The sequence below is a fragment of the Streptococcus sanguinis genome, assembly GCF_003943655.1.
GTDB lineage: Bacteria > Bacillota > Bacilli > Lactobacillales > Streptococcaceae > Streptococcus > Streptococcus sanguinis_F.
Window position 1 is genome coordinate 14,008 of sequence record NZ_RJMM01000016.1, and the last position, 24,511, is coordinate 38,518.

30 protein-coding genes and 1 riboswitch are annotated in these 24,511 nt (G+C 44.6%); of the genes, 26 read left to right on the forward strand and 4 right to left on the reverse strand.

The genetic code is table 11. The features are described from left to right. Positions 1-14: 14 nt before the first annotated feature. The 9 genes from zapJ to D8886_RS07605 all read left to right on the forward strand — a co-directional run bounded on the left by zapJ (position 15) and on the right by D8886_RS07605 (position 8,203). Complete coding sequence (gene zapJ, locus D8886_RS07565) at positions 15-674, forward strand: divisome accessory protein ZapJ (protein ID WP_002914526.1); 660 nt, start codon at positions 15-17, stop codon at positions 672-674. Positions 675-956: 282 nt separating this feature from the next. Further along, entirely contained in the window at positions 957-2,291 is a 1,335-nt protein-coding gene (gene murC / locus D8886_RS07570; protein WP_125434910.1) for a UDP-N-acetylmuramate--L-alanine ligase, read from the forward strand. Between the two features lie 11 nt (positions 2,292-2,302). Beyond that, entirely contained in the window at positions 2,303-2,815 is a 513-nt protein-coding gene (locus D8886_RS07575) for a GNAT family N-acetyltransferase (protein WP_125331116.1), read from the forward strand. Further along, positions 2,815-3,330, forward strand: a complete 516-nt coding sequence (locus D8886_RS07580; protein WP_125434912.1) for a GNAT family N-acetyltransferase — start codon at positions 2,815-2,817, stop codon at positions 3,328-3,330. The genes D8886_RS07575 and D8886_RS07580 overlap by 1 nt, the downstream gene beginning before the upstream one ends. A 50-nt stretch (positions 3,331-3,380) precedes the next feature. Continuing rightward, a complete protein-coding gene (gene mltG, locus D8886_RS07585; protein ID WP_125434914.1) occupies positions 3,381-4,877 on the forward strand; it encodes an endolytic transglycosylase MltG in 1,497 nt (498 codons plus the stop codon). A 144-nt stretch (positions 4,878-5,021) separates the two neighbouring features. Further along, positions 5,022-5,504 carry a transcription elongation factor GreA gene (gene greA / locus D8886_RS07590; RefSeq protein ID WP_002894584.1) on the forward strand — a complete coding sequence of 161 codons (483 nt, stop codon included), beginning with the start codon at positions 5,022-5,024 and terminating at the stop codon, positions 5,502-5,504. Positions 5,505-5,657: 153 nt separating this feature from the next. Continuing rightward, the gene (locus D8886_RS07595) at positions 5,658-6,278 is read left to right on the forward strand and encodes a GTP pyrophosphokinase (RefSeq protein WP_125434916.1); all 621 of its coding nucleotides are present in this window, start codon (positions 5,658-5,660) and stop codon (positions 6,276-6,278) included. A gap of 4 nt (positions 6,279-6,282) precedes the next feature. Further along, positions 6,283-6,984: a response regulator transcription factor gene (locus D8886_RS07600; protein WP_312023312.1), complete on the forward strand. Its 702-nt coding sequence runs from the start codon at positions 6,283-6,285 to the stop codon at positions 6,982-6,984. Then, a complete protein-coding gene (locus tag D8886_RS07605) occupies positions 6,968-8,203 on the forward strand; it encodes a sensor histidine kinase (RefSeq protein WP_125434920.1) in 1,236 nt (411 codons plus the stop codon). Before D8886_RS07600 ends, D8886_RS07605 begins: the two co-directional genes overlap by 17 nt. Positions 8,204-8,320: 117 nt before the next feature. Here the strand turns inward: D8886_RS07605 and yidC are convergent, their stop codons facing one another. Beyond that, complete coding sequence (yidC, locus tag D8886_RS07610) at positions 8,321-9,244, reverse strand: membrane protein insertase YidC (protein WP_002909077.1); 924 nt, start codon at positions 9,242-9,244, stop codon at positions 8,321-8,323. Between the two features lie 81 nt (positions 9,245-9,325). Beyond that, positions 9,326-9,604, reverse strand: a complete 279-nt coding sequence (locus D8886_RS07615; protein ID WP_002897016.1) for an acylphosphatase — start codon at positions 9,602-9,604, stop codon at positions 9,326-9,328. A gap of 84 nt (positions 9,605-9,688) precedes the next feature. Between D8886_RS07615 and D8886_RS07620 the strand changes: the two genes are divergently transcribed. From D8886_RS07620 to yidD, 14 genes are all read left to right on the forward strand, one after another. Next, positions 9,689-10,429 carry a TrmH family RNA methyltransferase gene (locus D8886_RS07620; protein WP_125434922.1) on the forward strand — a complete coding sequence of 247 codons (741 nt, stop codon included), beginning with the start codon at positions 9,689-9,691 and terminating at the stop codon, positions 10,427-10,429. Between the two features lie 44 nt (positions 10,430-10,473). Next, entirely contained in the window at positions 10,474-10,965 is a 492-nt protein-coding gene (locus D8886_RS07625; RefSeq protein ID WP_049553184.1) for an HD domain-containing protein, read from the forward strand. A 25-nt stretch (positions 10,966-10,990) separates the two neighbouring features. Then, complete coding sequence (locus D8886_RS07630; RefSeq protein ID WP_002913238.1) at positions 10,991-11,674, forward strand: Bax inhibitor-1/YccA family protein; 684 nt, start codon at positions 10,991-10,993, stop codon at positions 11,672-11,674. 104 nt (positions 11,675-11,778) lie between these two features. Further along, positions 11,779-13,029, forward strand: coding sequence for a diaminopimelate decarboxylase (locus D8886_RS07635; protein ID WP_125434924.1), 1,251 nt, complete (start codon positions 11,779-11,781; stop codon positions 13,027-13,029). Positions 13,030-13,085: 56 nt separating this feature from the next. After that, positions 13,086-13,334, forward strand: coding sequence for a YneF family protein (locus D8886_RS07640; protein WP_002894600.1), 249 nt, complete (start codon positions 13,086-13,088; stop codon positions 13,332-13,334). A 98-nt stretch (positions 13,335-13,432) separates the two neighbouring features. Then, positions 13,433-14,227, forward strand: a complete 795-nt coding sequence (racE, locus tag D8886_RS07645; RefSeq protein WP_125434926.1) for a glutamate racemase — start codon at positions 13,433-13,435, stop codon at positions 14,225-14,227. Further along, the gene (locus D8886_RS07650; protein WP_125434928.1) at positions 14,224-15,228 is read left to right on the forward strand and encodes a nucleoside-triphosphate diphosphatase; all 1,005 of its coding nucleotides are present in this window, start codon (positions 14,224-14,226) and stop codon (positions 15,226-15,228) included. The genes racE and D8886_RS07650 overlap by 4 nt, the downstream gene beginning before the upstream one ends. Beyond that, entirely contained in the window at positions 15,207-15,728 is a 522-nt protein-coding gene (locus tag D8886_RS07655) for a metallophosphoesterase (RefSeq protein WP_125434930.1), read from the forward strand. The genes D8886_RS07650 and D8886_RS07655 overlap by 22 nt, the downstream gene beginning before the upstream one ends. Beyond that, positions 15,725-16,186, forward strand: a complete 462-nt coding sequence (cbpB, locus tag D8886_RS07660) for a cyclic-di-AMP-binding protein CbpB (protein ID WP_002894606.1) — start codon at positions 15,725-15,727, stop codon at positions 16,184-16,186. The genes D8886_RS07655 and cbpB overlap by 4 nt, the downstream gene beginning before the upstream one ends. Continuing rightward, complete coding sequence (xerD, locus tag D8886_RS07665) at positions 16,183-16,914, forward strand: site-specific tyrosine recombinase XerD (protein ID WP_125434932.1); 732 nt, start codon at positions 16,183-16,185, stop codon at positions 16,912-16,914. Before cbpB ends, xerD begins: the two co-directional genes overlap by 4 nt. 2 nt (positions 16,915-16,916) lie before the next feature. Beyond that, positions 16,917-17,627, forward strand: coding sequence for a segregation/condensation protein A (locus tag D8886_RS07670; RefSeq protein WP_002905143.1), 711 nt, complete (start codon positions 16,917-16,919; stop codon positions 17,625-17,627). Continuing rightward, on the forward strand, positions 17,620-18,189 hold the full coding sequence (gene scpB / locus D8886_RS07675) for an SMC-Scp complex subunit ScpB (RefSeq protein ID WP_002894610.1): 570 nt from the start codon (positions 17,620-17,622) through the stop codon (positions 18,187-18,189). Before D8886_RS07670 ends, scpB begins: the two co-directional genes overlap by 8 nt. Then, positions 18,176-18,904 carry a pseudouridine synthase gene (locus tag D8886_RS07680; RefSeq protein WP_002899743.1) on the forward strand — a complete coding sequence of 243 codons (729 nt, stop codon included), beginning with the start codon at positions 18,176-18,178 and terminating at the stop codon, positions 18,902-18,904. The genes scpB and D8886_RS07680 overlap by 14 nt, the downstream gene beginning before the upstream one ends. After that, positions 18,901-19,155 (forward strand): membrane protein insertion efficiency factor YidD, encoded by a 255-nt coding sequence (gene yidD, locus D8886_RS07685; protein WP_125434934.1) that lies wholly within the window; start codon positions 18,901-18,903, stop codon positions 19,153-19,155. The genes D8886_RS07680 and yidD overlap by 4 nt, the downstream gene beginning before the upstream one ends. A 44-nt stretch (positions 19,156-19,199) precedes the next feature. On the opposite strand, the gene D8886_RS07690 is transcribed toward yidD, so the two are convergent. Beyond that, positions 19,200-20,639, reverse strand: coding sequence for a TrkH family potassium uptake protein (locus D8886_RS07690; protein ID WP_125434936.1), 1,440 nt, complete (start codon positions 20,637-20,639; stop codon positions 19,200-19,202). Between the two features lie 4 nt (positions 20,640-20,643). Next, positions 20,644-21,993: a Trk system potassium transporter TrkA gene (trkA, locus tag D8886_RS07695; protein ID WP_125434938.1), complete on the reverse strand. Its 1,350-nt coding sequence runs from the start codon at positions 21,991-21,993 to the stop codon at positions 20,644-20,646. A gap of 340 nt (positions 21,994-22,333) precedes the next feature. Between trkA and D8886_RS07700 the strand changes: the two genes are divergently transcribed. From D8886_RS07700 to D8886_RS07710, 3 genes are all read left to right on the forward strand, one after another. Next, a complete protein-coding gene (locus tag D8886_RS07700; protein ID WP_125434940.1) occupies positions 22,334-22,837 on the forward strand; it encodes a tRNA (cytidine(34)-2'-O)-methyltransferase in 504 nt (167 codons plus the stop codon). A 116-nt stretch (positions 22,838-22,953) separates the two neighbouring features. After that, positions 22,954-23,105, forward strand: a riboswitch (FMN riboswitch). Between the two features lie 131 nt (positions 23,106-23,236). Further along, a complete protein-coding gene (locus D8886_RS07705; protein ID WP_125434957.1) occupies positions 23,237-23,794 on the forward strand; it encodes an ECF transporter S component in 558 nt (185 codons plus the stop codon). Continuing rightward, positions 23,784-24,434, forward strand: a complete 651-nt coding sequence (locus tag D8886_RS07710) for a phosphatase PAP2 family protein (RefSeq protein ID WP_125434942.1) — start codon at positions 23,784-23,786, stop codon at positions 24,432-24,434. The genes D8886_RS07705 and D8886_RS07710 overlap by 11 nt, the downstream gene beginning before the upstream one ends. Positions 24,435-24,511 lie beyond the last annotated feature (77 nt).

Genomic DNA, 24,511 nt, shown 5'->3' on the forward strand with positions numbered 1-24,511 from the left:
GAAAGGAAAAAGATATGACTGATAAACAATTTCCTCTGGTGTCAGATGATGAAATCATGCTGACGGAAATGCCGCATATGAATCTTTATGATGAACTGGATCTCATTAGCAACATTACCGGAGACTATACTGACCGTAATTATTTGGAATGGATGCCGATTGTGGACTCCAGCAGGCATGCTCCCATCGCTGCCAGTCAGGCTATCAGAAGACCGCTGCAAAAGCAGTCTGCTTTCAAGGATTTTAAAAAGCCGATTGATAAGAAAGATCCGGCCATTCGTTATGCTGAGCAGGCACGCGAGGAAGCTCGGGCTGATTTGAAAAAGAAGCGTTCAGCGCCTTATCTGACCAGCGACCTTCCGACTAAGGTCCGCAGCAGAAAGCTTCCGACAGCTTCTAATGCGGAAAGACCGAAGCCAACTGCCCCTTTTCAGAAGAATACATCAGGGGAATTTACGAAGTTTGGCGATAGGCTTCAGCAGGATAACTATATTTTGGCGGATATTCAGCCTGAGTATAGCCCTCAGCCGCAGGAGCCGGAAGAAAAGCCTAAGAAGAACAATTATGATTTTTTAAAAACCAGTCAGATCTATAATCAGGATAGAGCTAAGGAGGAGCAGTTGAAGCATTCTAAGGCTCAAGAGCTGAACTTGACAGGCTTGGACAGCGATTAAAGCTGGCTTGCTCAAGTCTTTTCTGCCTGCAATTTTCTGATGTTTATAAGGAAAATTGCTAGTTGATTATGTAAATGTAAAATTTATCTGCATATAACATCCATCATCGGTTGAAGAAAATCGATGCTAGAAGCTGGGACTTACTGATTGGTCCGGCTTCTTTGGTGTTTTGGTGGTGCCTAAAAGCTTGTAAAGAAAGAAAATCCCTGCGGGCTAATTAGGGTCTGCGGAGATTTTCCTCTTTGGACTTGCTTTTATGGCCTTGTATCTTAAGGAGTAATCATGACGAAAACCTATCATTTTATCGGGATTAAGGGCTCTGGTATGAGCGCTTTGGCTTTGATGCTGCACCAGATGGGCCATAAGGTTCAGGGCAGTGACGTTGATAAATATTATTTCACTCAGCGAGGTCTGGAGCAAGCTGGCATTTCCATCCTGCCTTTTGATGAAAAGAACATCCAGCCAGACTATGAAATCATTGCCGGCAATGCCTTTCGTCCAGATAACAATGTAGAAATTGCCTATGCAGACGCAAACGGGATTGGCTATAAACGCTACCATGAGTTTTTAGGTAGCTTCATGCGTGACTTTGTTAGCTTGGGAGTGGCTGGTGCCCACGGGAAGACCTCTACAACTGGTATTCTTTCCCACGTTCTCTCCAATATCACGGATACTAGCTATTTAATTGGGGATGGTACTGGCCGAGGTTCTGCCAATGCCAAGTATTTTGTCTTTGAATCAGACGAGTACGAGCGTCATTTCATGCCTTATCATCCGGAATATTCGATCATTACCAATATCGACTTTGACCATCCGGATTATTTCACGAGCCTGGAAGATGTCTTTAACGCTTTCAATGACTATGCCAAGCAGATTACCAAAGGACTCTTCATTTATGGAGAAGATGAGCAATTGCGCCGGATTACGTCCAACGCCCCGATTTACTACTATGGCTTCAAGGAAGAGGGCAATGACTTTGTTGCTCACGACCTCTTGCGTTCTACCAGCGGATCAGGCTTTAAAGTTTCTTTCCGCGGGCAAGAGCTGGGTGAGTTCCAGATCCCAAGCTTTGGCCGCCACAACATTATGAATGCGACAGCAGTCATCGGCCTCTTGTATACTGCAGGTCTTGATCTGAATCTAGTTCGGGAACACCTCAAGACTTTTGGCGGAGTTAAGCGCCGTTTCACTGAAAAGATTGTCAACGAAACAGTTATCATTGATGACTTTGCTCACCATCCAACAGAAATTATCGCGACGCTGGATGCAGCCCGTCAGAAATATCCAAGCAAGGAAATCGTGGCAATCTTCCAGCCGCATACCTTCACTCGGACCATTGCTCTCTTGGACGAATTTGCGGAAGCCCTCAATCAGGCTGACTCAGTCTATTTAGCTCAGATTTACGGATCTGCGCGTGAGGTGGACAATGGCGATGTTAAGGTTGAAGATTTGGCTGAGAAGATTGTGAAGCGGGCCAAGGTCATTGACGCGGATAATGTTTCTCCGCTTCTTGACCACGATAATGCCGTTTACGTCTTTATGGGAGCTGGAGATATCCAGACCTATGAATATTCCTTTGAACGTCTCCTGTCCAATCTGACCAGCAATGTTCAGTAGAAGGAGACTTGATGGAAGCACCGATTCGAATTAGGCAGGCCGACTTGAGCGACTGGGAGGAAATTCTTGCAATTGAACAGCTGAATTTTCCAGCAGCAGAGGCAGCCAGTTCAGAAGTTCTCAAAGAGCGGATTGAGCAGATTCCAGATACTTTTTTGCTAGCAGAGCTGCATGGTCAGCTGGCGGGCTATATTGTTGGATCAGCTATTCAGACGCGATATCTGACAGATGATCTCTTTAGCAAGGTGGGTGCTAATCCTCCAGAAGGTGGCTTCATTGCCGTCCAAAGTCTGTCCGTCCATCCGGATTTTCAGAGGCAGGGGGTCGGAACCTTGTTGCTTGCAGCTCTCAAGGAGACAGCTGTTCAGCAAAATCGGCAGGGCATTAGCCTAACCTGTCATGATGAGCTGATACCTTATTATGAGATGAATGGTTTCGTCCATGAAGGGATTTCTGACTCAACTCATGGTGGAGCTGTCTGGTCTGATATGGTGTGGGAAAATCCCAATTTTAAGGAGAAGTGATGATTATCCGTCAAGCTCAAATGGCTGACTTAGATGCCATTTATGCTATCGAATTGGAAAATTTCAGTCCAGAAGAGGCTGTTAGCCGAGAAAGTCTAGCAGCTCATATCCAAACCCTATCTTCGACTTTTTTGGTGGTGGAAAAGGATGGTAAGATTCTAGGCTATCTGGAGGGACCAGTCCGTCCAGAACGTTATTTAAAGGATATTTCCTTTACAGAGGAGATTGAAGATTATGGCCATCTGGAGGGCGGCTTTATATCTCTGATCAGCCTTTCTATCTCGAAAGATGCTCAGGGGATGGGGGTTGGTCGCGAGCTATTGGAAGCTATGAAAGAGATTGCTATAGCAGAAGAACGGCACGGTATCAATCTGACCTGCCACGACTACCTCATCGCTTACTACGAAAAACATGCTTTTGTAAATGAAGGTTTCTCACAATCAACTTACGCAGGTGCTACTTGGTTTGATATGGTCTGGGAAAATCCTAGTCTCAAACTGCAAAAAAACCAATAATAAGCTAGAAAAACCTACTCTTATTGCATTTATCTGACTTTTAAGATATAATGTTAGGGATTATGATGAAGGAGGTCAAATTTTTGACTGAAAAATCACAAGACAAAGAGAAGAATCTGAGCTTTAAAGAGCAGATTTTGAAAGACTTAGCTGGAGAAAAGGAAGAACAAACTCCCTCTTCAACTAGCCAGTCAGAAGCGGACTCTGCTTCTGCAAAAGAAACAGCAGCTGCGGATGACTTTGAAGCTAGACCGGCTTCGGTAGATGTTTCCTACAAGGTTGCAGAGAATGAAAAGGCTCACCCTCAGGTCTATGGCCGAGTGGATGAGGAAGATAAGAAACCCGATGAGGTCTTATCTCGGGCTAATCGGGCCAACAATACGGTCAAGAAAAAACGTCAAAACACATTAGCTCGCAGGATTATGACAACTGTTCTGCTGATTGTCCTGCTGGGACTTGTGGTCACAGGAGTTGTCGGCTATACTTATGTATCTTCAGCTCTTAAACCTGTTGATGCAAACGCAACTGAGTATGTGACGGTTGAAGTACCAGAAGGCTCTAGCTCTAAACAGATTGGGGAAATCCTTGAGAAAAAGGGGCTGATTAAAAATGCCCAAGTTTTTAGTCTCTATTCCAAGATTAAAAGCTTTAACAATTATCAGTCTGGCTATTACAATCTCCAGAAGAGTATGGATCTAGATACCATTGCTCGGCAGCTTCAGGAAGGTGGAACAGATACGCCGCAACCACCAGTTGTTGGTAAGGTTACTATCCCTGAAGGATATACACTGGAGCAGATTGCAGAGGCTGTGACGGTTAATGCAGCTGCAACTTCTAAAAAGACTAGTAAGACACCTTTTAGCAAGGATGATTTTCTAGCTAAGGTGCAGGATGAAGCTTTCATTTCCAAGATGGCGGCTAAATATCCACAGCTGCTGGGAACATTGCCAAGCAAGGACAGCGGAGTCAAGTACCGCTTAGAAGGTTACCTCTTCCCTGCCACTTATAACTATGGTGAGGATGCGGATCTGGAAAGCTTGATTGACCAGATGTTGGGTGCTATGAATACCAATCTGTCTTCTTACTACTCTACTATCGAAGCGAAGAACCTAACGGTTAATGAAGTTCTGACACTTGCTTCTCTGGTAGAAAAAGAAGGTTCAACAGACCAGGACCGCAAAGATATTGCCAGCGTATTTTATAATCGTCTCAATCAAGCGATGCCGCTTCAGAGTAATATCGCTATCCTCTATGCTCAAGGCAAGCTAGGAAAGAAAACGACTTTGAAAGAGGACGCTGAAATTGATACCAATATCGACTCGCCTTTCAATGTCTATAAAAAAGAAGGGCTTATGCCTGGGCCAGTTGATAGTCCAAGCATGTCAGCTTTGGAAGCTACCATTAATCCAAGTAAGACGGACTACCTCTACTTTGTGGCAAATGTTGAAACAGGCGCTGTTTACTTCGCTAATACTTATGAGGAACACGCTAAAAATGTTGAGGAGCATGTCAACAGCAAGCTCACTCAATCCAGCAGCACTGATTAAATGCTGTTATTGCAGACGAGGGAAGGCTAGGGCAGCTAGTTCTAGCTTTCTCAGTCCTGCTATATAAAAAAGGGACTGATACAGACTTGTCTCAGCCTCTTGTTTTAGTTTTAAAATAAAAGAAAATAAAAGAAAAGAGAAAAAATGGCTGAAAAAACTTATCCTATGACCCTAGAGGAAAAGGAAAAACTAGAAAAAGAATTAGAAGAATTGAAATTGGTGCGTCGTCCAGAAGTGGTAGAACGTATTAAGATTGCCCGCTCATACGGCGATTTGTCAGAAAACAGTGAATACGAAGCTGCAAAGGACGAACAGGCTTTTGTGGAAGGTCAGATTTCTAGTCTGGAAACCAAGATCCGCTACGCTGAGATTGTAAACAGTGACGCTGTAGCCAAGGACGAGGTAGCTATCGGAAAAACAGTTACTATCCAAGAAGTAGGCGAAAGCGAAGAGGAAGTCTACATTATCGTTGGTTCTGCTGGTGCAGATGCATTTGCAGGCAAGGTATCTAATGAAAGCCCGATTGGACAAGCTTTGATTGGCAAGAAAACAGGTGATACTGCAACAGTCGAAACACCGGTTGGCAGCTACGACGTTAAAATTCTCAAGGTTGAAAAAACCGTTTAATAAATACCAAAAGGAACTGGCTAGAAGACTGGTTCTTTTTTCATTTCTTTTAAGATAGAGAGTATAGGCTAGATAAGAAGAGCAGGGGAAAAATAGAGAAAAGACAGATGGTTATGCTATAATGAGAATAAGCTAGAAAAGTAGGAGAACTGTATGCAAGAGCAAGATATTTATGGGAAATACGGCGTCTATCTGCCCAAGATTTTAGATGATCTTAGTCAGCGTATTCAAGAGGCTAATGATCGAGTCAAGCAGGAAACAGGGCAGAAGCTTTTTGAGCATTTTAATGCACGGGTCAAGCAGGCAGCCAGTATGGAAGAGAAATGTCAACGCAAGAATCTGCCTAGGACGCCAGAGTCAGCCCTAAAAGAAATTCGTGATGCGATTGGGATTCGGATTGTTTGCGGTTTTATTGAGGACATCTATCAGACTATTGAGGTGCTTCGTCAGCTGGAGGGCTGTGGGATTGTTCTGGAAAAGGACTATATCCGAGCTGCCAAGCCCAATGGGTATCGCTCCTACCACTTGATATTAGAGGTGGAGACTCCTTATGAGGACTGTCATGGTCAAAATCCTGGCCGCTATTTTGTAGAAATCCAACTTCGGACCATTGCTATGGATTCTTGGGCCAGCTTAGAGCATCAGATGAAGTACAAGCATGAGATTAAAGACAGCAAGCGGATTGTTCGTGAGCTGAAACGCTGTGCAGATGAGCTGGCATCCTGTGATGTGACCATGCAGACCATCCGCAATTTGATTCGAGAAAGTGAGTGAGATGATGAAGATTTTATTAGCAGAAGATGAGCAGCAGCTGTCCCGTGTCTTGGAAACGGCGATGACCCATGAAGGCTATCAGGTTGATACAGCCTTTGATGGGCAAGAAGCTGTGGACTTGGCCAAAATAAATGCCTATGATTTGATGATTCTGGATATCATGATGCCGGTTAAGACAGGCATTGAAGCATTGAAAGAAATCCGCCAAACCGGCAATACGACCCATGTCATCATGCTGACAGCTATGTCTGAGGTAGATGACAAGGTCACAGGGCTGGATGCCGGTGCAGATGATTATCTGACCAAGCCCTTCTCTCTGAAAGAGCTTCTGGCTCGCCTGCGGTCTATGTCAAGACGGGTAGCGACGTTCACCCCCAATTTGCTGCAGATTGGCCAAACCAGTCTCAATGTCGGAGAACATGAACTCATTAGCTCCAACTCCATCCGCCTAGCCGGTAAGGAATCTAGAATGATGGAATTTCTCATGCTTAATGCCCAGAAGAGTCTTTCTACTCAGGAAATCTTCCGCCATGTTTGGTCCAAAGACGAGGATGAGGATTTGGACGAAGGCTTCGTCTGGATTTATATTTCCTATTTGCGTCAGAAGCTGAAGGCTATTCATGCTGATCTTGCTATCTTGGGTGAGGAAGGCGGCAGTTTCACTTTGGTGCCGCTGGAAGGAGATGGCCATGTTTCGGAAGCTTAAAATTCGGTTCATTCTGCTGGCTTCGGCGGCTATTGTTTGTATTTTGCTGACCATGATTGCTGTCTTAAACTCCGTTCGCTTTCTGCAGACCAACGGAGAAATCCAAGCCGTTCTCAATATTCTATCTGCCAATAATGGAGATTTTCCCAGCGTAGAAGAAACGGCAGAGAGCTTGCAAAACGACCGTATCACCATTGACACGATCTACCAATACCGCTATTTTAGCGTGGTCTATAACGAGGACAAAACACTTTACTCCTCTAACTTGGACCATCTTTCCAATCTATCTAAGGAGCAGGCGCTCAGCTATGCTAACAAAGTGATTAAGAACAGCCGCAGCAGTGGGGTTTTTAAGGTAGGCAGTCAATTTTATTCCTACCAGATAACGCAGGATTCCAAGACCAAGCGCTATTTACTGGTGGTCTTAGATTCGACTAATTATCTCGAAAGCCGCAATGACTTTTTCTGGCTGTCTATCCAGTTATGTTTCTATAGCTTTATTTTCTTTGTCTTAGTCGTGTCTGGATTTTCTAACTTTGCCATCCGTCCCTATATCAAAAACTATGAAAACCAAAAGCGCTTCATTACCAATGCTGGACATGAACTGAAGACGCCATTGGCAATCATTTCAGCCAATACAGAGCTGCAAGAGCTGATGACTGGCGAAAATGAATGGACAGAAAGCACCAAGGACCAGGTCAAGCGTCTCAGCAACCTAATCAATCAAATGGTTGTTCTGGCCCGTCTGGAAGAGCAGCCAGATGTTACCTTGGTAGATGTGAATTTCTCAGAAGTTGTCAAAAAAGTAGCAGGAAACTTCAAGTCTGTTATTGAGAAGGCAGGCAAGAAGTACGAGATCAAGCTGCAGGAAGACATCCATGTCAAGGCAACTGAAGATGAACTTTATGAATTGGTTAGCATTCTGATTGACAATGCCTGCAAGTATTGTGATGATGATGGGCAAATTTTTGTCACCCTGACCAAGGCTAAGCGCGGGAAACGAGCCCGTTTGACGGTAGCCAATAGCTATGCGGACGGTAAAAATGTTGATTACAGTCGTTTCTTTGACCGTTTCTATCGCGAAGACGAATCACACAATCAGAAGCAGCCTGGCTACGGGATTGGCCTATCCATGGCAGAAAGTCTGGTTCGGATTTTTAAGGGCAGGATTTGGGTTTCGTATAAGAAAGGCTTGATTGGCTTTACCGTTTTACTGTGATAGAGTCACCTCGTTAATCAGTTATTGCTTTGTTTGCTGAGCTTTTTGTATCGGTTACGCTGATTCTTACTTGAGATAAAGAAAAATTCTTCTAGTATTAGCTAGAAGAATTTTTCTTTATCTTGACCGTTGCTTACCAGCATTGCGGTTCTTTTTCTTTTTGTTCTTTTGCTCAATAGCCGGTTGAGCTTTTGGAGTGACATCTTTAGCCCGGCTAGCTTTTTTCAAGCCTTTAGGAGGATTTTTTTCAAATTCCTCTGCTACCTGTTTTCTCAGGCGAGGTCGAATGATGTAGTTGATGATAAATTGCTGGATGATTTGGATAAATCCACCGACTACCCAGTAGAGAGTGACTGCGGCAGGAGAGAGGAATGAGAAACCAACAATCATGATAGGGCTCATATAAGAAGCCTGTTTCATGCTGTTTCTTTGAGTTTCATCTTCAATACCATGCAGAGAGAGCACTGACTGGATATAGTAGAGAATACCGACAATGGCAGTCAAAGCCCAATCGCTTTTGGCTAGGTCTTTAATCCAGAGGAAAGAACTGCCTGCAACTCCTTGAGTATACTGAGCTGCAAAGAAGAGGGCTGAGAAGAAAGGCATTTGGATGAGCAGAGGCAGACAGCCTATACCGCCAAACATGCTGAGTCCATTTTCTTTTTGAGCAGCCATCAGTTCTTGCTGAGCCTGCATTTTCTCTTCCTGAGTCTCAGCATTTTTGATTCGCTCTTGGATTGGGGCGAAAATCGGCTTGAAGTAGTTCATCTTTTCAGACTGAAGCGTTGCCTTCCAAGACTGATAGATTCCCAGTGGCAGAATGATAATCCGCACGATGAGCGTAACGATGATAATCGCCAGACCATAACCTAGACCTGAATTCTTGGCGAAAAATTGGATACCATCCGCCATAGGCTGACCAATCACGTCCCAGATCAGACCAGAAGGATTGCCGGCCTTGTCGCGGCCCACACAGCCGGACAGGAAAAGAAGCGCAGCCAGTCCCATACCGGAGAATAAAAAGCGTTTGAAATGTTTCACGAGTTCATATCCTTTGTTTCTAAAAAATAATACCTATCTATTCTACTGTTTTTTTGCAAAATATACAATAGTTCTGCAGACCTAATTTGAAATTTTAAAGTCAGGATAGGAGTCGAAATTAGCCATGGTTACGTCCAAATAACTGACCTTAGAAAAAGGTGTCGGTCCCTTGCGGATTTCCTGGATAAATTTGGCCATCAGAGCTGGGTCATCAGCCTGAGCCAGAATGCCAACAGTACCGTCGTCGTTGTTCCAGACCCGGCCGGTAATACCTCCGATTTCCAGCGCTAGAGAATAGACTCCCCAGCGGAAACCAACCCCTTGTACTCGTCCTTGGGCTATCATTTTTACCTTCTGCATGGTGTCCTCCTTTAGTGAGCGAACCGAGGGGATTTAAGCCCTCAGTATGAGTGCAAGTCTGCTAAATTGTGGTATAATGTTCTTATGAATATTATAACCTCAAAAGCCAATAATGTGGTAAAAAAAGCTAAAAAACTTCATCACAAAAAATACCGCAAGGATTCTTATTTGATCGAGGGCTGGCATTTATTTGAGGAAGCTGTCAGCAGCCGGGCAGAGCTGATTCGGATTTTTGCTTTAGCAGAATACGCAGAGCGATTAGCTGATTTTTCTCAGGTGATCTTTGTCAGTCCAGAGATTTTAGCAGATTTGGCTGATAGTAAGACGCCACAGGGCATTGTCGCGGAAGTGGCTTTTGAAAGGGAAGAAATACCATCGGAGTTAAGTGGACGCTATCTTTTCTTGGAGGACGTTCAGGATCCAGGTAATGTCGGCACCATCATTCGGACTGCGGATGCAGCTGGTTTTGACGGGGTTTTCATCTCTAGCTCGTCGGCAGATATCTATAACCTAAAAACGCTGCGCTCTATGCAGGGGAGCCATTTCCATCTGCCAGTTTATCGGTTGGATACAGCTGATTTTATTCGACTGGCTCAGTCTTCCAGTCTGCCAATTCTAGCGTCGACCTTGTCGTCAACATCTATCGATTACAGAGAGGTGGATAGTAAAGAGGGCTTTGTCCTAGTCATGGGCAATGAAGGTCAGGGAATTAGTTCAGAAATGACGACAGCAGCTGATGTTCTGGTCCATATTTCCATGAAGGGACAGGCAGAGAGTCTCAATGTTGCCGTCGCTGCTGGTATTTTAATCTTTCATTTAAGCTAAAAATCAGAAAAAGAGATATAATAGTTGGCAAGGGAGGTGATTCTATGCCTTACAAAAAGGACGAGGAATTTATGGCCTATGTTGGGCACTTGATTGAAAAGCCCAGTGTTCAGCGCCTGAAAGAAATTCCCCATCATATTCATTCCAATAGACTTGAACATTCCATCAATGTAAGTTATACTAGTTACAGAATTGCCAAAAAATTTGGTTGGAATGCTCGCAGCACGGCACGCGGTGCCCTGCTTCATGACTTATTCTACTATGACTGGCGTGTAACCAAGTTTAAGAAGAGTCATGCTTGGGTTCATCCCCGGCTGGCAGTTCGAAATGCTCGTAAGATTACCAAGCTCAATAAGGTCGAAGAGGACATTATCGTCAAGCATATGTGGGGCCTGACTTTGGCACCGCCTCGCTACAAAGAATCATTCGTTGTGACGATGGTGGACAAGTATTGGGCCGTCAAAGAAGCGACGGCACCTTGGAGACGCAAGGGCGGTAATCGCAAGCTCTTTCATCGAAAGATGCTGAAACCGTAAATGTTTTATTATAAAAGGAGTAACTATGAATCATTCTATTATTCAAGATCAATCAGATATTAATTCTTTCTATGCTAAGATTTATTCTATCGTTGGTGTCGGTATCGGAATCTCAGCAATCGTGTCCCTCTTGATGCTAAACTTCTTTCAGGACATTATTATCTCTGTTCTGACAGGCTCCACTTGGATTTTCTATGCAGCTATTGCAGTTGAGTTTATCCTTGTGTTGGTAGCATCTGGAACTGCTCGGAGCAATAGCCCAGCGGCGTTGCCTATGTTTTTAGCTTATTCAGCCATCAATGGTTTCACCTTAAGTATTATCATGGCGCTGTATCTTCAGTCAACTGTTCTCTTAGCCTTTCTGACAACGACCGTTATGTTCTTTGCTATGGGCTTCATCGGCAAGGTGACCAAGAAGGATCTTTCCGGAATGGGCAGAGCATGTATGGCCGGTTTGATTGGTATTATCGCTGCTAGCTTCCTTAATATCTTCTTGAGAAGCAGTGGCTTGGACTTTATCATCAGTATCGTTGGTGTCCTTATTTTCTCAGGACTCATCGCTTGGGACAATCAGAAAATCCGCTATGTCTATGAGCAGACCAATGGCAATCCAGGGAATGGCTGGGCAATTTCGCTGGCTCTGCATCTGTATCTGGACTTCATTAATCTCTTCCTCAGCTTGCTACGTATTTTTGGAAGAAACAAATAACTCAGCTAAATAAGACTCAAGCATTGGGCGTTTGCTCCAGTGCTTTTTGTTTCTCCTATGGATTTATGGTATAATAAACCCAGCAAATAGAAAGCGAGAATAGTATGAAAACTCCTTTTGTCAGTCATGAAAAGCTAGCTGAGATTACGGCTCAGTTTCCAACCCCTTTCCATCTTTATGATGAGAAGGGAATTCGGGAAAGAGCGCGTGCCCTGCATGAGGCCTTTTCTTGGAATCCAGGCTTTAAAGAGTATTTTGCTGTCAAGGCTACTCCCAATCCTGCTATTTTAAAAATCCTCAAAGAAGAAGGCTGTGGAGTGGATTGTGCCAGCTATGTCGAACTGCTCATGAGCCAAAAGCTGGGCTTTGCTGGACAGGATATCATGTTTTCGTCCAATAACACACCAGCTGAGGAATTTCAGTTTGCGCGTGACCTAGGAGCGACTATCAATCTGGATGCTTATGAAGATGTAGCTTTTCTAAAGGAAGCCGCTGGTATTCCCAAGGTCATTTCCTGCCGTTACAACCCTGGCGGTGTCTTTGAGCTGGGAACCAGCATTATGGATAATCCAGAAGAAGCCAAGTTTGGTATGACCAAGGACCAGCTGATTCAGGCTTTCAAAGAGCTCAAGGAGTTGGGAGCTGAGAAGTTTGGCATTCATGCTCTCTTGGCCTCAAATACTGTCAGCAATGACTACTACCCTGAGCTGGCTCGTCAGCTTTTTGAGCTGGCTGTGGAAGTAGTGGATGAGACAGGAGTTGAGTTAGACTTTATCAATCTCTCTGGCGGTGTCGGCATTAATTATCAGCCTGAAGGTGAGGAAAATGACATTGCGGTCATTGGTCAAGGAGTTCGTCAGGCATATGAAGCTATTCTGACACCGGCTGGTCTAGGACAGGTCAAGATTTATACGGAGCTGGGTCGCTTTATGCTGGCGCCTTATGGCCTGCTGGTCACCAAGGTTACCCATAAGAAGCAGACCTACCGAACCTATCTGGGGGTGGACGCCTCTGCGGTCAATCTGCTGCGTCCTGCCATGTACGGTTCTTATCACCACATTACCAATATGGATCGACCTGAGGGTGAGACAGAAATTGTGGATGTTGTCGGCAGCCTCTGTGAGAATAACGACAAATTTGCTATTAATCGCTCGCTTCCCGTCAGTCAAATCGGTGATACACTGGTGATTCACGATACTGGTGCTCATGGTTTCTCTATGGGTTATCAGTACAATGCCAAGCTCCGCTCCAGCGAAATTCTCTTGGAACAAGATGGCAATGTTCGCATGATTCGTCGGGCAGAAAAACCAGAAGATTATTTTGCGACACTGTATGGCTTTGATTTTGAAAAATAGAGAAAATTTGATATAATGAAGAGCAATGTAAAAATGGAAATAGAGGAGTTCTCGATATGAATTTAGTTTTAGCAATTTTCTTGATTATGGCAGCATTTGCTGGAGGCGTGATTTTGGGTATGTATTTGCTTCGTCGGCAAGTTGAGAAGGAATTTGCAGAAAATCCGCGTCTGAATGTAGAAGCAGTTCGGACCTTGCTGAGCGCTAGCGGCCAACGGCCAAATGAAGCGAAAGTGCAGCAAGTCTATCGTCAAATTATCAGCCAGCAGAAAGCTGCGCTTGCTAAGAGCAAAAAGAAAAAATAATTTTCTAGTGGCTGGCTGTTAATACCAGTAGAGAAAATCTATAAAAAAATGGGGATTTGGAATCTGCTTCCAGTCCCTTGTTTTAGAAAGAAGACCTTATGGATAATCGACCAATCGGTTTTTTAGACTCAGGAGTGGGCGGTTTGACTGTAGTCCGTGAGCTCATGCGGCAGCTCCCCCACGAAGAGGTCATTTATATCGGAGATTCAGCGCGGGCTCCTTACGGCCCTAGGCCTGCTGAGCAGATTCGCGCTTATACCTGGCAATTGGTCAACTTCCTCCTGACCAAGGATGTTAAGATGATTGTTATCGCCTGCAATACAGCGACTGCTGTTGTTTGGGAAGAAGTGAAGGAAAAACTGGATATTCCAGTACTGGGCGTGATTCTGCCGGGGGCTAGCGCGGCTATTAAGTCAACTGCCAGCGGCCGCATCGGTGTTATTGGAACGCCAATGACTGTTTCTTCTGATATTTATCGTCAGAAGATTGAAGCGCTCTCGCCGGAGATGCAGGTGGAAAGTTTGGCCTGTCCTAAGTTTGTACCTTTGGTAGAGTCCAATGAACTTCATTCCAGTCTTACCAAAAAAGTTGTCTATGAAACCCTGCAGCCTCTGGTTGGCCGGGTAGATACCCTGGTCTTGGGATGTACCCACTATCCCTTGCTCCGGCCTATCATTCAAAATAGGATGGGACCGGATGTGAAGCTGATTGACAGCGGGGCAGAGTGCGTACGGGATATTTCTGTCCTGCTCAATTACTTTGAAATCAACCGCAGCCGGGAAAAACAGGAGCTCAACCACCAATTTTACACAACTGCCAATGCTAAAAGCTTTTCGGAGATTGCAGATAGCTGGCTGGGCCTGAAAGTGAATGTGGAGCATGTAAGCTTATGACAAATAAAATTTATGAATACATTGACGAGAACAATTGGTATATCGGAGAATGGACCCGCTTTCGCAAGGCAGGCTATCATTTCAATGATATCCCTTACAGGCTCTTGGAGCATATTGATGCAGAGTTGTGTGAGCTGATTGAGCGAGATTTGGATGAAGAATACAACGCCTTTACCACAGTTGTAGTCAAATACGGCTCGCCTATGTCCTATATCCAGTTTGTCCTCAATATGATTAACGACCGTCAGAAGCGGGATTTTAAGGCGACCAGTCATAAGGGAGCTATTCTGATTACAGAAAAGGACTTGCTGCGCAAGGTCTTCTTCCTGTCCAAGGATGGGGTTAAGATGACCGACTTTTTTGGTCAGGGGCAGGAGACCGAGATGGCTGTCGGAGATACCATCTTGATTGCGACTCGCAACGAAGGTAAGACAGCAGAGTTTCGCAAACTCTTTGATAAGCTGGGCTATAAGGTTGAAAATCTCAATGATTATCCTGACTTGCCAGAAGTCGAAGAGACTGGAACTACCTTTGAGGAAAATGCGCGGCTCAAGGCGGAGACAATCAGTAAGTTGACCAGTAAAATGGTGCTAGCTGACGACTCGGGTCTGCAGGTCGATGTTTTAGGCGGCTTGCCTGGCGTCTGGTCGGCTCGCTTCGCTGGAGTAGGTGCGACAGATGATGAAAACAACATCAAGCTCTTGCATGAATTGGCTATGGTGTTTGATGTCAAAGATCGCTCTGCCCATTTTCATACGACCCTAGTGGTGGCCAGTCCTGACAGGGAGTCTCTGGTAGTTGAAGCGGATTGGCCGGGCTACATTGCCCATGAGCCAAAAGGGGAAAATGGTTTTGGCTATGATCCCTTGTTCTTAGTGGGAGAAACAGGAAAAACGTCTGCCGAACTAACGATGGAAGAAAAGAATGCGCAATCTCATCGGGCTCAGGCAGTTAAGAAATTAGTGGAGGTATTTCCAGCATGGCAAAGCAAACCATTATAGTCATGAGTGATTCTCATGGCGACCGTGCTATTGTTGAAGAGATTAGGAATCATTATATTGGAAAGGTAGATGCGATTTTCCATAACGGAGACTCTGAGCTTCCTTCTGATGATGAGGTATGGCAAGGGATTCAGGTTGTTGAAGGGAATATGGACTTTTACGACGGCTATCCAGAACGCTTGGTGACGGATTTGGCGGGGACTATTATTGCCCAGACTCACGGGCATCTCTTTCATATCAACTTTTCCTTTCAAAAGCTGGATTTGTGGGCGCAAGAGGTTAATGCAGACATCTGTCTCTATGGTCACCTGCATATCCCAGATGCTCGAATGGAAGGTAAAACGCTCTTTCTGAATCCGGGCTCCATCAGCCAGCCACGCGGCCTGATCAACGAATGTCTCTACGCTAAGGTAGAGATTGATGATGACCGCTTTAAAGTTGATTTCTATACACGAAATCATGAACTTTATCCAAGCTTGTCCAAGGAGTTTAGCCGATGATTGCTAAGGAATTTGAAGACTATCTGCTGGAACATGAAGAAACTTTTTTGACGCCTGGGGAAAATCTGGCGGTTATGATTGACACCCATAATGTAGATCATGCTATCCTATTGCTGAGCCAGATGACATACTCACGTGTACCAGTCGTGACAGCAGATAAAAAGTTTGTTGGCACGATTTCCCTGACCGACATCATGTCTTATCGCATGCGCCATGATTTGCCAGAAGAGGAATTCATGATGACAGACATCGTCCACATGACCAAAATGGACGACTTGACAGTTGGACCAGATTATACTGTATCAGATGTGCTTCATAAGCTGGTCGACGAGTCCTTCCTGCCGGTTGTGGGCGAGGATCAGCATTTTTACGGAATTATTACTAGAAAGTCCATTTTGAAAGCTGTCAATTCCTTGTTGCACGGCTTTAGCAAAAAGTACGAAATTCGCAAAAAATGAAAGAATACATTAGACCGTTTTTAAATCAAAAAAACATCTCAGAAAATTCTAAAATTGCCTATTCTTATGATTTGGAGCAGTTTATCGAGGAAGTACAAGGCCGGATTACCGAGACCAATCTGCGGATTTATCAGGCCTCTATCAAGGATTTTAAAGTAGCTGTTCAGAAGCGCAAGCTCTCAGCAGTCAATCAGTTTCTCTACTTCCTTTATCAGCAGCAGCTTATTGAGGAGTTTCACCGCTTGGTCCTGCCCAAGGTTTCCATATCAAAGGAGCAGGAAAATGAACTGCTGAATCTGTCTGCTTTTTGGCAGGAATCAAGCGTTCCCAGGGGGCGGCTGATGGCTCTTCTTATCTTGGAAATGGGCTTGCTGCCCAGTGAGATTCTGCAGGTCAGAGTGGCGGATGTCAATCTTGATTTTCAGGTTTTGAAGATTGAAAAGGCCGGTCAGAAGCGGGTCATCAAGATTCCTGAGAGCCTGACGGGTGAGTTGGAAGACTATCTGACAGGAACATATTTATTTGAGAAAAACGGCAAATCCTATTCTCGTCAATGGGGCTTCCGTCAGCTAGAGGCCTTCTTGATTGAGCAAGGACAAGCCAGTCTATCTGCCCAAAGCCTGCGTGAGCAGTTTATTTTGCGCCAGCGGGAGAAGGGGATTGGCCTCTATGATATTGCCCAAGATTTGGGCTTGAAAACCATGATTACACTAGAAAAATACAGATAAAAATGGATATCAAACTAAAAGATTTTGAAGGCCCGTTGGACCTGCTGCTCCACCTCGTATCTAAGTACCAGGTGGATATTTATGATGTGCCCATTACGGAGGTCATCGAGCAGTATCTGGCTTATGTAGCTACCTTGCAGGCCATGAAGCTGGAAGTGACGGGCGAGTACATGGTCATGGCAAGCCAGCTCATGCTGATTAAGAGCCGCAAGCTTCTGCCTAAGGTGGCGGATAATGCTGAGCTGGAAGATGATTTAGAGCAAGACCTCTTGAGCCAGATTGAGGAATACCGCAGGTTCAAACTTTTGGGAGAGAAAATGTCGCTCCAGCATGATGACCGGGCTCTTTATTACTCTAAGCCCAAGCTGGAGCTGGTTTATGAAGACGCTGAGCTCCTACATGACAAATCAACGATAGATCTGTTCTTGGCTTTTTCCAAGGTTATCGCCAAGAAGCAAGAGGAGTTTTCTAAAAGTCATACAACCATTGTGCGAGACGAGTACAAGATTGAGGACATGATGGATGTCGTGCGTCAGCGCTGTGCAGGTAAGAGCCGCCTGGCTTTGCAGGAAATTTTCGCAGAGACCAAAGACATGAATGAAGTTATCACACTCTTTCTGGCGACCTTGGAATTAGTCAAGGTGCAGGAAGTGCAAGTCATTCAGGAAGAAAATTTTGGAAATATTTATTTAGTAGGAAGAGGAAATGAGTAAGTTAGCAGAGATTGAAGCCCTGCTTTTTGTGGCGGGAGAAGATGGACTCAAGGTTCATCAATTGGCAGAAATCCTTTCTTTGCCGCCGACCGGGGTTATTCAGAGTTTGGAGAAGTTGGCTGAGCAATATGAAGCCAATCCAGACTCTAGCCTGACCCTGCTGGAAACCTCAAAGACATACAAGCTGGTCACAAAGCCAGAGTTTGCTGAGATTCTTCGGGCCTATTCGAGGGCTCCGATCAATCAAAGTCTGTCGCGGGCGGCCCTTGAGACCTTGTCTATCATTGCCTATAAGCAGCCGATTACAAGGGTAGAAATAGATGACATCCGCGGGGTTAATTCTAGCGGTGCTTTAGCTAAGCTCTTGGCTTTTGAACTGGTTCGAGAAGATGGCAAAAAGGAAGTCATTGGCCGGCCGAATCTCTATGTGACAACGGATTATTTCTTAGACTATATGGGGATCAATCACCTAGATGAGCTGCCGATTGTCGAAGAAACAGAGCTAGTTGCTGAAGAAAGCCAGCTCTTTATTGAAAGGACAGATATCGATGAGAATCAATAAATACATCGCTCATGCTGGGATAGCCAGCCGCCGTAAGGCAGAAGAGCTAATCAGGCAGGGGAAGGTCAGTATAAACGGCCAAGTGGTACGTGAGCTGGCGACGAACGTCAAGTCTGGCGATCGTGTGGAAGTAGAAGGCCAGCCTATCTACAACGAAGAGAAGGTTTATTACCTCCTCAATAAGCCGCGCGGGGTCATTTCCTCTGTCAGTGATGACAAGGGACGTAAGACGGTCGTGGAGCTCTTGCCTCAGGTCAAGGAGCGGATTTATCCGGTCGGTCGTTTGGACTGGGATACTTCTGGCATTCTCATTCTGACCAATGACGGAGATTTTACCGACGAGATGATTCATCCCCGTAATGAGATTGATAAGGTCTATGTGGCGCGTGTCAAAGGATTGGCCAATAAAGAAGTTCTTCGTCCTCTAACTCGTGGTATTGAGATAGAGGGGCGCAAAACCAAGCCAGCGGTTTATGAGATTATCAAGGTTGACCCGGCGAAAAATCGCTCGGTCATTCAGCTGACCATCCACGAAGGCCGTAACCATCAGGTCAAGAAGATGTTCCAGGCGGTCGGATTGCAAGTAGATAAGCTGTCACGGACTCGCTTTGGTCATTTGGACTTAACTGGCCTCAAGCCTGGTGAGTATCGAAAACTCAGCAAGAAAGAAGTCAGCCAGCTGCATACACTGGCTGTAACCAAGACCAAGAAATGATAAAGAAACTGCTTATTGCTCCTGTCCGCTTTTATCAACGCTTCATCTCCCCTGCTTTTCCTCCATCTTGCCGCTTTCGGCCCACCTGCTCTAACTATATGATAGAAGCTATCCAGAAGCATGGTGCTAAAGGAGTTTTGATGGGCTTGGCGCGCATTCTCCGATGTCATCCCTGGTCTCAGCCAGGAGAGGATCCTGTACCAGACCGTTTCAGTCTGAGAAGAAATAATACAAGAAAAAAGTCTCACTAGCGATTTAGCTAGTGAGACTTTTATATATATTCTCCGAATATTTCCTATCTTCTAGACCAGGTCTTAGGCAGGAAGAGCAGGAGAATCGGGTAGATTTCTAAGCGACCACCAATCATAGCAAATGCTAGCAGAAGTTTAGAAAAAGGACTAAAGATAGAAAAATTATCTGTCGTCCCAATCATAGGACCGATATTGTTGAAGCAAGAGAGAACCCCGCTGACAACCGTCATAAAGTTATTATTATCCAAGCTGACAATGAAAATGAGAGCTAGAATAATCAAGATATAAACGGCTAAGTATTTCAGTACCTTATGCTGAGTATCCTTGTCAATGACCGCACCATTGATATGCAAGGTCAGGACGCGATTAGGTGATAAGGTAGATAGAATCTGATTTTTAGCAATGCGGGAAATGATAATTCCCCGAATGACCTTGAATCCCCCAGCTGTTGATCCAGCTGAGCCCCCGATACACATGAGCAGGAGCAGGATAACCTGAGAAAAGAGCGGCCATTTGACTGTATCGCCATAGCCAAATCCAGTTGTTGTGATGACATTGGCTACTTGGAAGAAGGAAATCTCCACGCTCTTGGCAAAGCCTTGATAGAGGTGGAAGACATTAAAGGCAATCAAGGCTGTGGAAAGAAATACAATCCAGAGATAGCCCTTGAGCTCCTCATCTTCAAAGCAAGCTTTAAACTTACGAATCAGCAAGTAATAGTAGAGATTGAAGTTGACCCCGAAAGCTAAAACTCCAAAGCTGACTAGATAAGTAATCAGCGAGCTGTTATAGTGGGCGATACCGTCATTGTATACGGTGAATCCTCCCGTACCAGCTGTTCCCATGGCAATCACAAGGCTGTCAAAGAGAGGCATACCCGCTAGGAAATAAAGCAGCGCAAAGATAGCAAAGAGAGCCAGATAAATGATATAAAGAATCTGGGCCGTACTCTTGAGCTTGGACACAACCTTGCCAAAGACTGGGCCCGGAACTTCCGCTTTCATGACCTCCAAGTGACCATTTTTGGCATTGTCCATAATAGCTAGGGCAAAGACCAGCACTCCCATCCCTCCGATTAAGTGAGTAAAGCTGCGCCAGAAGAGCAGCGAATGGGAGAGGACACCGACATCGTTAAGGATAGTCGCTCCCGTGGTTGTAAAGCCAGAGCTGATCTCAAAGAAAGCATCAATAACGTCTGGAATCTGCCCGGAAAAAACAAAGGGCAGGGCTCCGAAAAAGGACCAAAGAATCCAGCAAAGGGCTACAATCAGCACCCCTTCCTTGGCGTAGATATGCAGGTCCTTAGGCTTGAAATAAGAGCCTATGCCACCTAAAACTAGCAGGATGGCCATGGTCGCCCCGATAGAGAGAAAGACCTTTAAAGGTTCACCGTAGATTAGAGCTACAATAATGGGTACAATCAGCAGTGCCGCCTCAATCAGCAGTAATTTTGCCAGCAGGTAGCGAATCATAGATCTATTCATGGGCCTACCTCGCTAACAGATCGTAAATCTGCGTGATATTTTGCAGCAGAGTGGTAACGATAATCTTATCTCCGACTTGCAGGTCGTCATCACCGGTAGGGAAGATGGCTTTGCCTTGACGGATAATGGCCGCAATCAGGACATCTTTCTTCAGATGAAGCTGAGACAGAGGAGTACCAGTCATCTTGTTTTCTTCCTTGATTTGGAATTGCAGGGTTTCAATTTGGCCATTGGCTACATGGTGCAGAGCTTCTAGGTTAGAGAATTGAGCATTGTAGCGACCGCGGATAAAGTGCATAATGGTATCAACAGCGATACCTTTAGGTGTCACGATGCTGGCAAAATCTTGATTATCAATGATTTCCAACAAACTAGTCCGGTTAATCTTGGTGATGTTTTTCTGTACACCTAGATTATTAAGGAACATGGAAGTGATGATATTTTCCTCATCCACACCAGTCAGGGTAGCGATGGCATCAAAGTTATTGGCGCGTTCCTCCAGCAGGATGTCCTTGGCAGTACCATCTCCATGGACGACATAGAGATCAGGAAATTCCTGACTGAAAAAGTTTGCCCGCTCGCGATTGGATTCAATGATTTTAAGCTCAATTTTACTGTTTTTGAGAATATTGAGCAGGTAATAAGCGATCTTGCCAGCCCCGATAATCATCAGGCTCTTAACAACCCGTGGACGCACCAGATTGTGGAATTGAACGATGTCTAGGCGGTTACCTGTTACATAGATCTTGTCTCCGGCCTCTAGAGTGAAGTCGCCATCAGGGATCTCCAAGTGCCCTTTTCTCTCAATAGCACAGATAATGATATTTCCAAATTTCTTACGGAACTGGGAAATATTCATCTGGCAGAGATTGCTGTCTTCCTTGAGTTTGAACTCCATCAGTGCCACCCGGCCATTGGCAAAATGCTCTACTGACAGAGCATTAGGGAAGTCAATGTTATTAGCAATATAGCGAGCAGTTAGGAGCTCAGGATTGACCACCAACGAGAAGCCCAGGATGTTCTTCTCCTTAAAGTAAGGGTTGGAATACTCAGGATTGCGCACTCGGACGATAGTTTCCTTAGCCCCCATCCGCTTGGCTAGGACAGCTGAAACCATGTTGACCTCATCATGCTCGGTCATAGAGATGAAAATGTCACAGTGCCCAACATCTGCCTGTTCTAGGATTTTAAAGTTAGCACCATTGCCAGAAATACCGATAATATCATAGCGTTTGGTAATCTGGTTGAGAACAGCCTCATCCTGCTCAATCAGGATAACATCATGTTTTTCAGCCACTAAGGAGCGACAGAGGGCCGTTCCGACCTTCCCGCCGCCAACAACGATAATTTTCATAAGTTTAGATTCCTCCAAAGTATGTATCTATCATACTCTTTTTTCATTTAAATTTCATCTATATAATACAGAATAGTCTAGTTATTTATAGAATTCCGAATATTTTTTTACAAAAATGGTATCTTCCTATGAAAATTTTAAAAAAACTAGAATTTTTTGAGCCGTTTTTATTGACTTGTAGGCTGAAAGTGTTATACTAAATGAGTACCTTCATTGGTTTACCTCAAACCTGTTGTGATGTAAGTTAATGAAGCCTTAACCACGCTGTTTGCTGAGCTTGACTCCGGGCAGTGTGGCTATTTTTTTATCTAAAGAAAAATACTAGGAAAATATTCTTATTATGAAAAATCATATCGTTCTTTTTGAGCCTCAGATTCCGCAGAATACCGGCAATATCGCCCGTACTTGCGCTGCGTCTAATTCACCGCTTCACATCATCAAGCCCATGGGTTTTCCCATTGATGACCGCAAGATGAAACGGGCGGGGCTGGACTATTGGGATAAGCTAGACATCACCTACTATGACAGTTTAGACGATTTTATGGAGCAGATGGATGGCCGACTTTATCTGATTTCTAAGTTTGCAGAGAAGGTCTATTCTGAGGAAAACTTTTCAGCAGAAGGTTCGCACTATTTTATGTTTGGTCGTGAGGACAAGGGACTGCCAGAGGAATTTATGCGTCGTCATCCAGAAAAGGCTTTGCGTATTCCCATGAACGACCAGCATGTCCGCAGCCTCAACGTTTCAAACACAGTCTGTATGATTGTCTATGAAGCCCTGCGTCAGCAAAATTTTGCTGGCTTAGATTTGGTACATGAGTATGAAGCGGACAAGCTGAAGTAGCGGAATGAATGCATCTAAGCAGTAAATTTTCCTAAGAGATAGAATACTATTGTTGAAACATTATTAATTACATCAATCAAATTGCTTGCTCTGGCAGGCTTTTTTTGTTATGATAATGATGTCTTCAGGGCTGGGTGAGATTCCCGACCGGCGGTAACTTTTGGCTTGGAAAATGTTTTTTCCTCAATGCCAAATCAAGTCCGCGAGCGCAAGCTGATGTGGTGAGATTCCACAACCGACAGTATAGTCTGGATGGGAGAAGACGAGAGGCAGTGAAGCAATCTTGCCGTTTAATCTTTATTTAAGGGCGGAGCCTTATACTAAATAATCATTAGCTGACAAGCTTTTTTCAGTGGCCTTTCCGGCTTCTCTAATTTTTATAAATTGGAGGAACCTGTGATGACAAATACTCGTAAGTTGGCGATTGTAGCAGTTTTATCTGCTCTATCATTTCTACTCATGCTTTATGAGATTCCCTTGATAACCGAGTTTCTAAAGTTGGATTTTTCAATTATTCCGATTTTACTGGCTTTGGTGGTCTTGGATTTCAAAAGCTCTCTGGCAGTGCTCTTGATTCGCTCTGTCTTAAAGCTAGCTTTGAATAATCATGGTATAGACACTCTTATCGGTCTCCCCATGAATATATTGGCAGTAGCTGTATTTGTTTCTGCTTTTGCACTCTTATGGAAAAAAAGGAAAAACTTGTCTGACTATGTGAAGGCTTCTCTGGTAGCAACACTTGGTCTAACTGTCACTATGATCGTTTTAAATGTCATTTATGCAGTTCCTCTCTTTGCGAGATTTGCTGGTTTTGATATTTATAAAACATATGGCCTATCCAAGTATCTGCTGACTATGATTGTCCCTTTTAACCTATTAGAAGGAGTGATTTGGGCTATCGTCTTTTGGCTAATTTACACGCTCTTGCAGCCCGTCCTAAAACGCTATGAAAAATAAACAATCTTATCTAACAAAGGGCTCTTTTGCCCTTTTACTTTTCGTCATACTAGGCTACATGGTCAAGTTTTATCCTGAGCAACTGACCAGCTTTGACACCCCGATTCAGACCTGGCTGCGGGGAGACTTGCCTGCAGCTTTGACGACATTTTTCAAACTAGTGACCAGTGTGATTGATCCGATGGGGATTATCATCTGGGTTTCAGCTCTTGTCCTGTTTTTCCTTTATAAAAAATGGAAGCTGGAAGCTGCCTTGCTAGCGGGAAATCTGGTCTTACATGGGATTTTGATTAAGATGATTAAACTCGTTTACCACAGAAGCCGACCGAGTCTTTCGCATTTGGTCGAAGAGGGCGGTTACTCTTTCCCGAGCGGACATTCCATGGCGACAGCCATTGTTCTTGGGACCTTGATTATTATCGCTCAGCAACGGATTCAAAACCAAAAAATCAAGCGCTTGGTACAAGGCCTGCTTCTGGTCTATATCTTCACTGTTATGGCCTCCAGAGTCTATCTGGGCGTGCACTATCCGACAGATGTTATCGGAGGGGCCTTGATGGGCTTTGCCATTCTCAATATCGAATTTCCCTTTTATGACAAGCTGCGTTTTCAGTGGCGTTTCAAGGGAAAGCAGAAATAAATATAGATACGAAAGGTTGGCTTTGCTGGCCTTTTTGTCTTGACAAAGAAAATCCCTTTCTTTAAGATAGGAACAAA

Excerpts from the sequence above, each read along its gene's own strand:
- zapJ (WP_002914526.1), top strand. The coding sequence starts at position 15 with ATGACTGATAAACAATTTCCTCTGGTGTCAGATGATGAAATCATGCTG.
- murC (WP_125434910.1), top strand. The coding sequence starts at position 957 with ATGACGAAAACCTATCATTTTATCGGGATTAAGGGCTCTGGTATGAGC.
- D8886_RS07575 (WP_125331116.1), top strand. The coding sequence starts at position 2,303 with ATGGAAGCACCGATTCGAATTAGGCAGGCCGACTTGAGCGACTGGGAG.
- D8886_RS07580 (WP_125434912.1), top strand. The coding sequence starts at position 2,815 with ATGATTATCCGTCAAGCTCAAATGGCTGACTTAGATGCCATTTATGCT.
- mltG (WP_125434914.1), top strand. The coding sequence starts at position 3,381 with ATGTTAGGGATTATGATGAAGGAGGTCAAATTTTTGACTGAAAAATCA.
- greA (WP_002894584.1), top strand. The coding sequence starts at position 5,022 with ATGGCTGAAAAAACTTATCCTATGACCCTAGAGGAAAAGGAAAAACTA.
- D8886_RS07595 (WP_125434916.1), top strand. The coding sequence starts at position 5,658 with ATGCAAGAGCAAGATATTTATGGGAAATACGGCGTCTATCTGCCCAAG.
- D8886_RS07600 (WP_312023312.1), top strand. The coding sequence starts at position 6,283 with ATGAAGATTTTATTAGCAGAAGATGAGCAGCAGCTGTCCCGTGTCTTG.
- D8886_RS07605 (WP_125434920.1), top strand. The coding sequence starts at position 6,968 with ATGTTTCGGAAGCTTAAAATTCGGTTCATTCTGCTGGCTTCGGCGGCT.
- D8886_RS07615 (WP_002897016.1), bottom strand. The coding sequence starts at position 9,604 with ATGCAGAAGGTAAAAATGATAGCCCAAGGACGAGTACAAGGGGTTGGT.
- D8886_RS07620 (WP_125434922.1), top strand. The coding sequence starts at position 9,689 with ATGAATATTATAACCTCAAAAGCCAATAATGTGGTAAAAAAAGCTAAA.
- D8886_RS07625 (WP_049553184.1), top strand. The coding sequence starts at position 10,474 with ATGCCTTACAAAAAGGACGAGGAATTTATGGCCTATGTTGGGCACTTG.
- D8886_RS07630 (WP_002913238.1), top strand. The coding sequence starts at position 10,991 with ATGAATCATTCTATTATTCAAGATCAATCAGATATTAATTCTTTCTAT.
- D8886_RS07635 (WP_125434924.1), top strand. The coding sequence starts at position 11,779 with ATGAAAACTCCTTTTGTCAGTCATGAAAAGCTAGCTGAGATTACGGCT.
- D8886_RS07640 (WP_002894600.1), top strand. The coding sequence starts at position 13,086 with ATGAATTTAGTTTTAGCAATTTTCTTGATTATGGCAGCATTTGCTGGA.
- racE (WP_125434926.1), top strand. The coding sequence starts at position 13,433 with ATGGATAATCGACCAATCGGTTTTTTAGACTCAGGAGTGGGCGGTTTG.
- D8886_RS07650 (WP_125434928.1), top strand. The coding sequence starts at position 14,224 with ATGACAAATAAAATTTATGAATACATTGACGAGAACAATTGGTATATC.
- D8886_RS07655 (WP_125434930.1), top strand. The coding sequence starts at position 15,207 with ATGGCAAAGCAAACCATTATAGTCATGAGTGATTCTCATGGCGACCGT.
- cbpB (WP_002894606.1), top strand. The coding sequence starts at position 15,725 with ATGATTGCTAAGGAATTTGAAGACTATCTGCTGGAACATGAAGAAACT.
- xerD (WP_125434932.1), top strand. The coding sequence starts at position 16,183 with ATGAAAGAATACATTAGACCGTTTTTAAATCAAAAAAACATCTCAGAA.
- D8886_RS07670 (WP_002905143.1), top strand. The coding sequence starts at position 16,917 with ATGGATATCAAACTAAAAGATTTTGAAGGCCCGTTGGACCTGCTGCTC.
- scpB (WP_002894610.1), top strand. The coding sequence starts at position 17,620 with ATGAGTAAGTTAGCAGAGATTGAAGCCCTGCTTTTTGTGGCGGGAGAA.
- D8886_RS07680 (WP_002899743.1), top strand. The coding sequence starts at position 18,176 with ATGAGAATCAATAAATACATCGCTCATGCTGGGATAGCCAGCCGCCGT.
- yidD (WP_125434934.1), top strand. The coding sequence starts at position 18,901 with ATGATAAAGAAACTGCTTATTGCTCCTGTCCGCTTTTATCAACGCTTC.
- D8886_RS07690 (WP_125434936.1), bottom strand. The coding sequence starts at position 20,639 with ATGAATAGATCTATGATTCGCTACCTGCTGGCAAAATTACTGCTGATT.
- trkA (WP_125434938.1), bottom strand. The coding sequence starts at position 21,993 with ATGAAAATTATCGTTGTTGGCGGCGGGAAGGTCGGAACGGCCCTCTGT.
- D8886_RS07700 (WP_125434940.1), top strand. The coding sequence starts at position 22,334 with ATGAAAAATCATATCGTTCTTTTTGAGCCTCAGATTCCGCAGAATACC.
- D8886_RS07705 (WP_125434957.1), top strand. The coding sequence starts at position 23,237 with ATGACAAATACTCGTAAGTTGGCGATTGTAGCAGTTTTATCTGCTCTA.
- D8886_RS07710 (WP_125434942.1), top strand. The coding sequence starts at position 23,784 with ATGAAAAATAAACAATCTTATCTAACAAAGGGCTCTTTTGCCCTTTTA.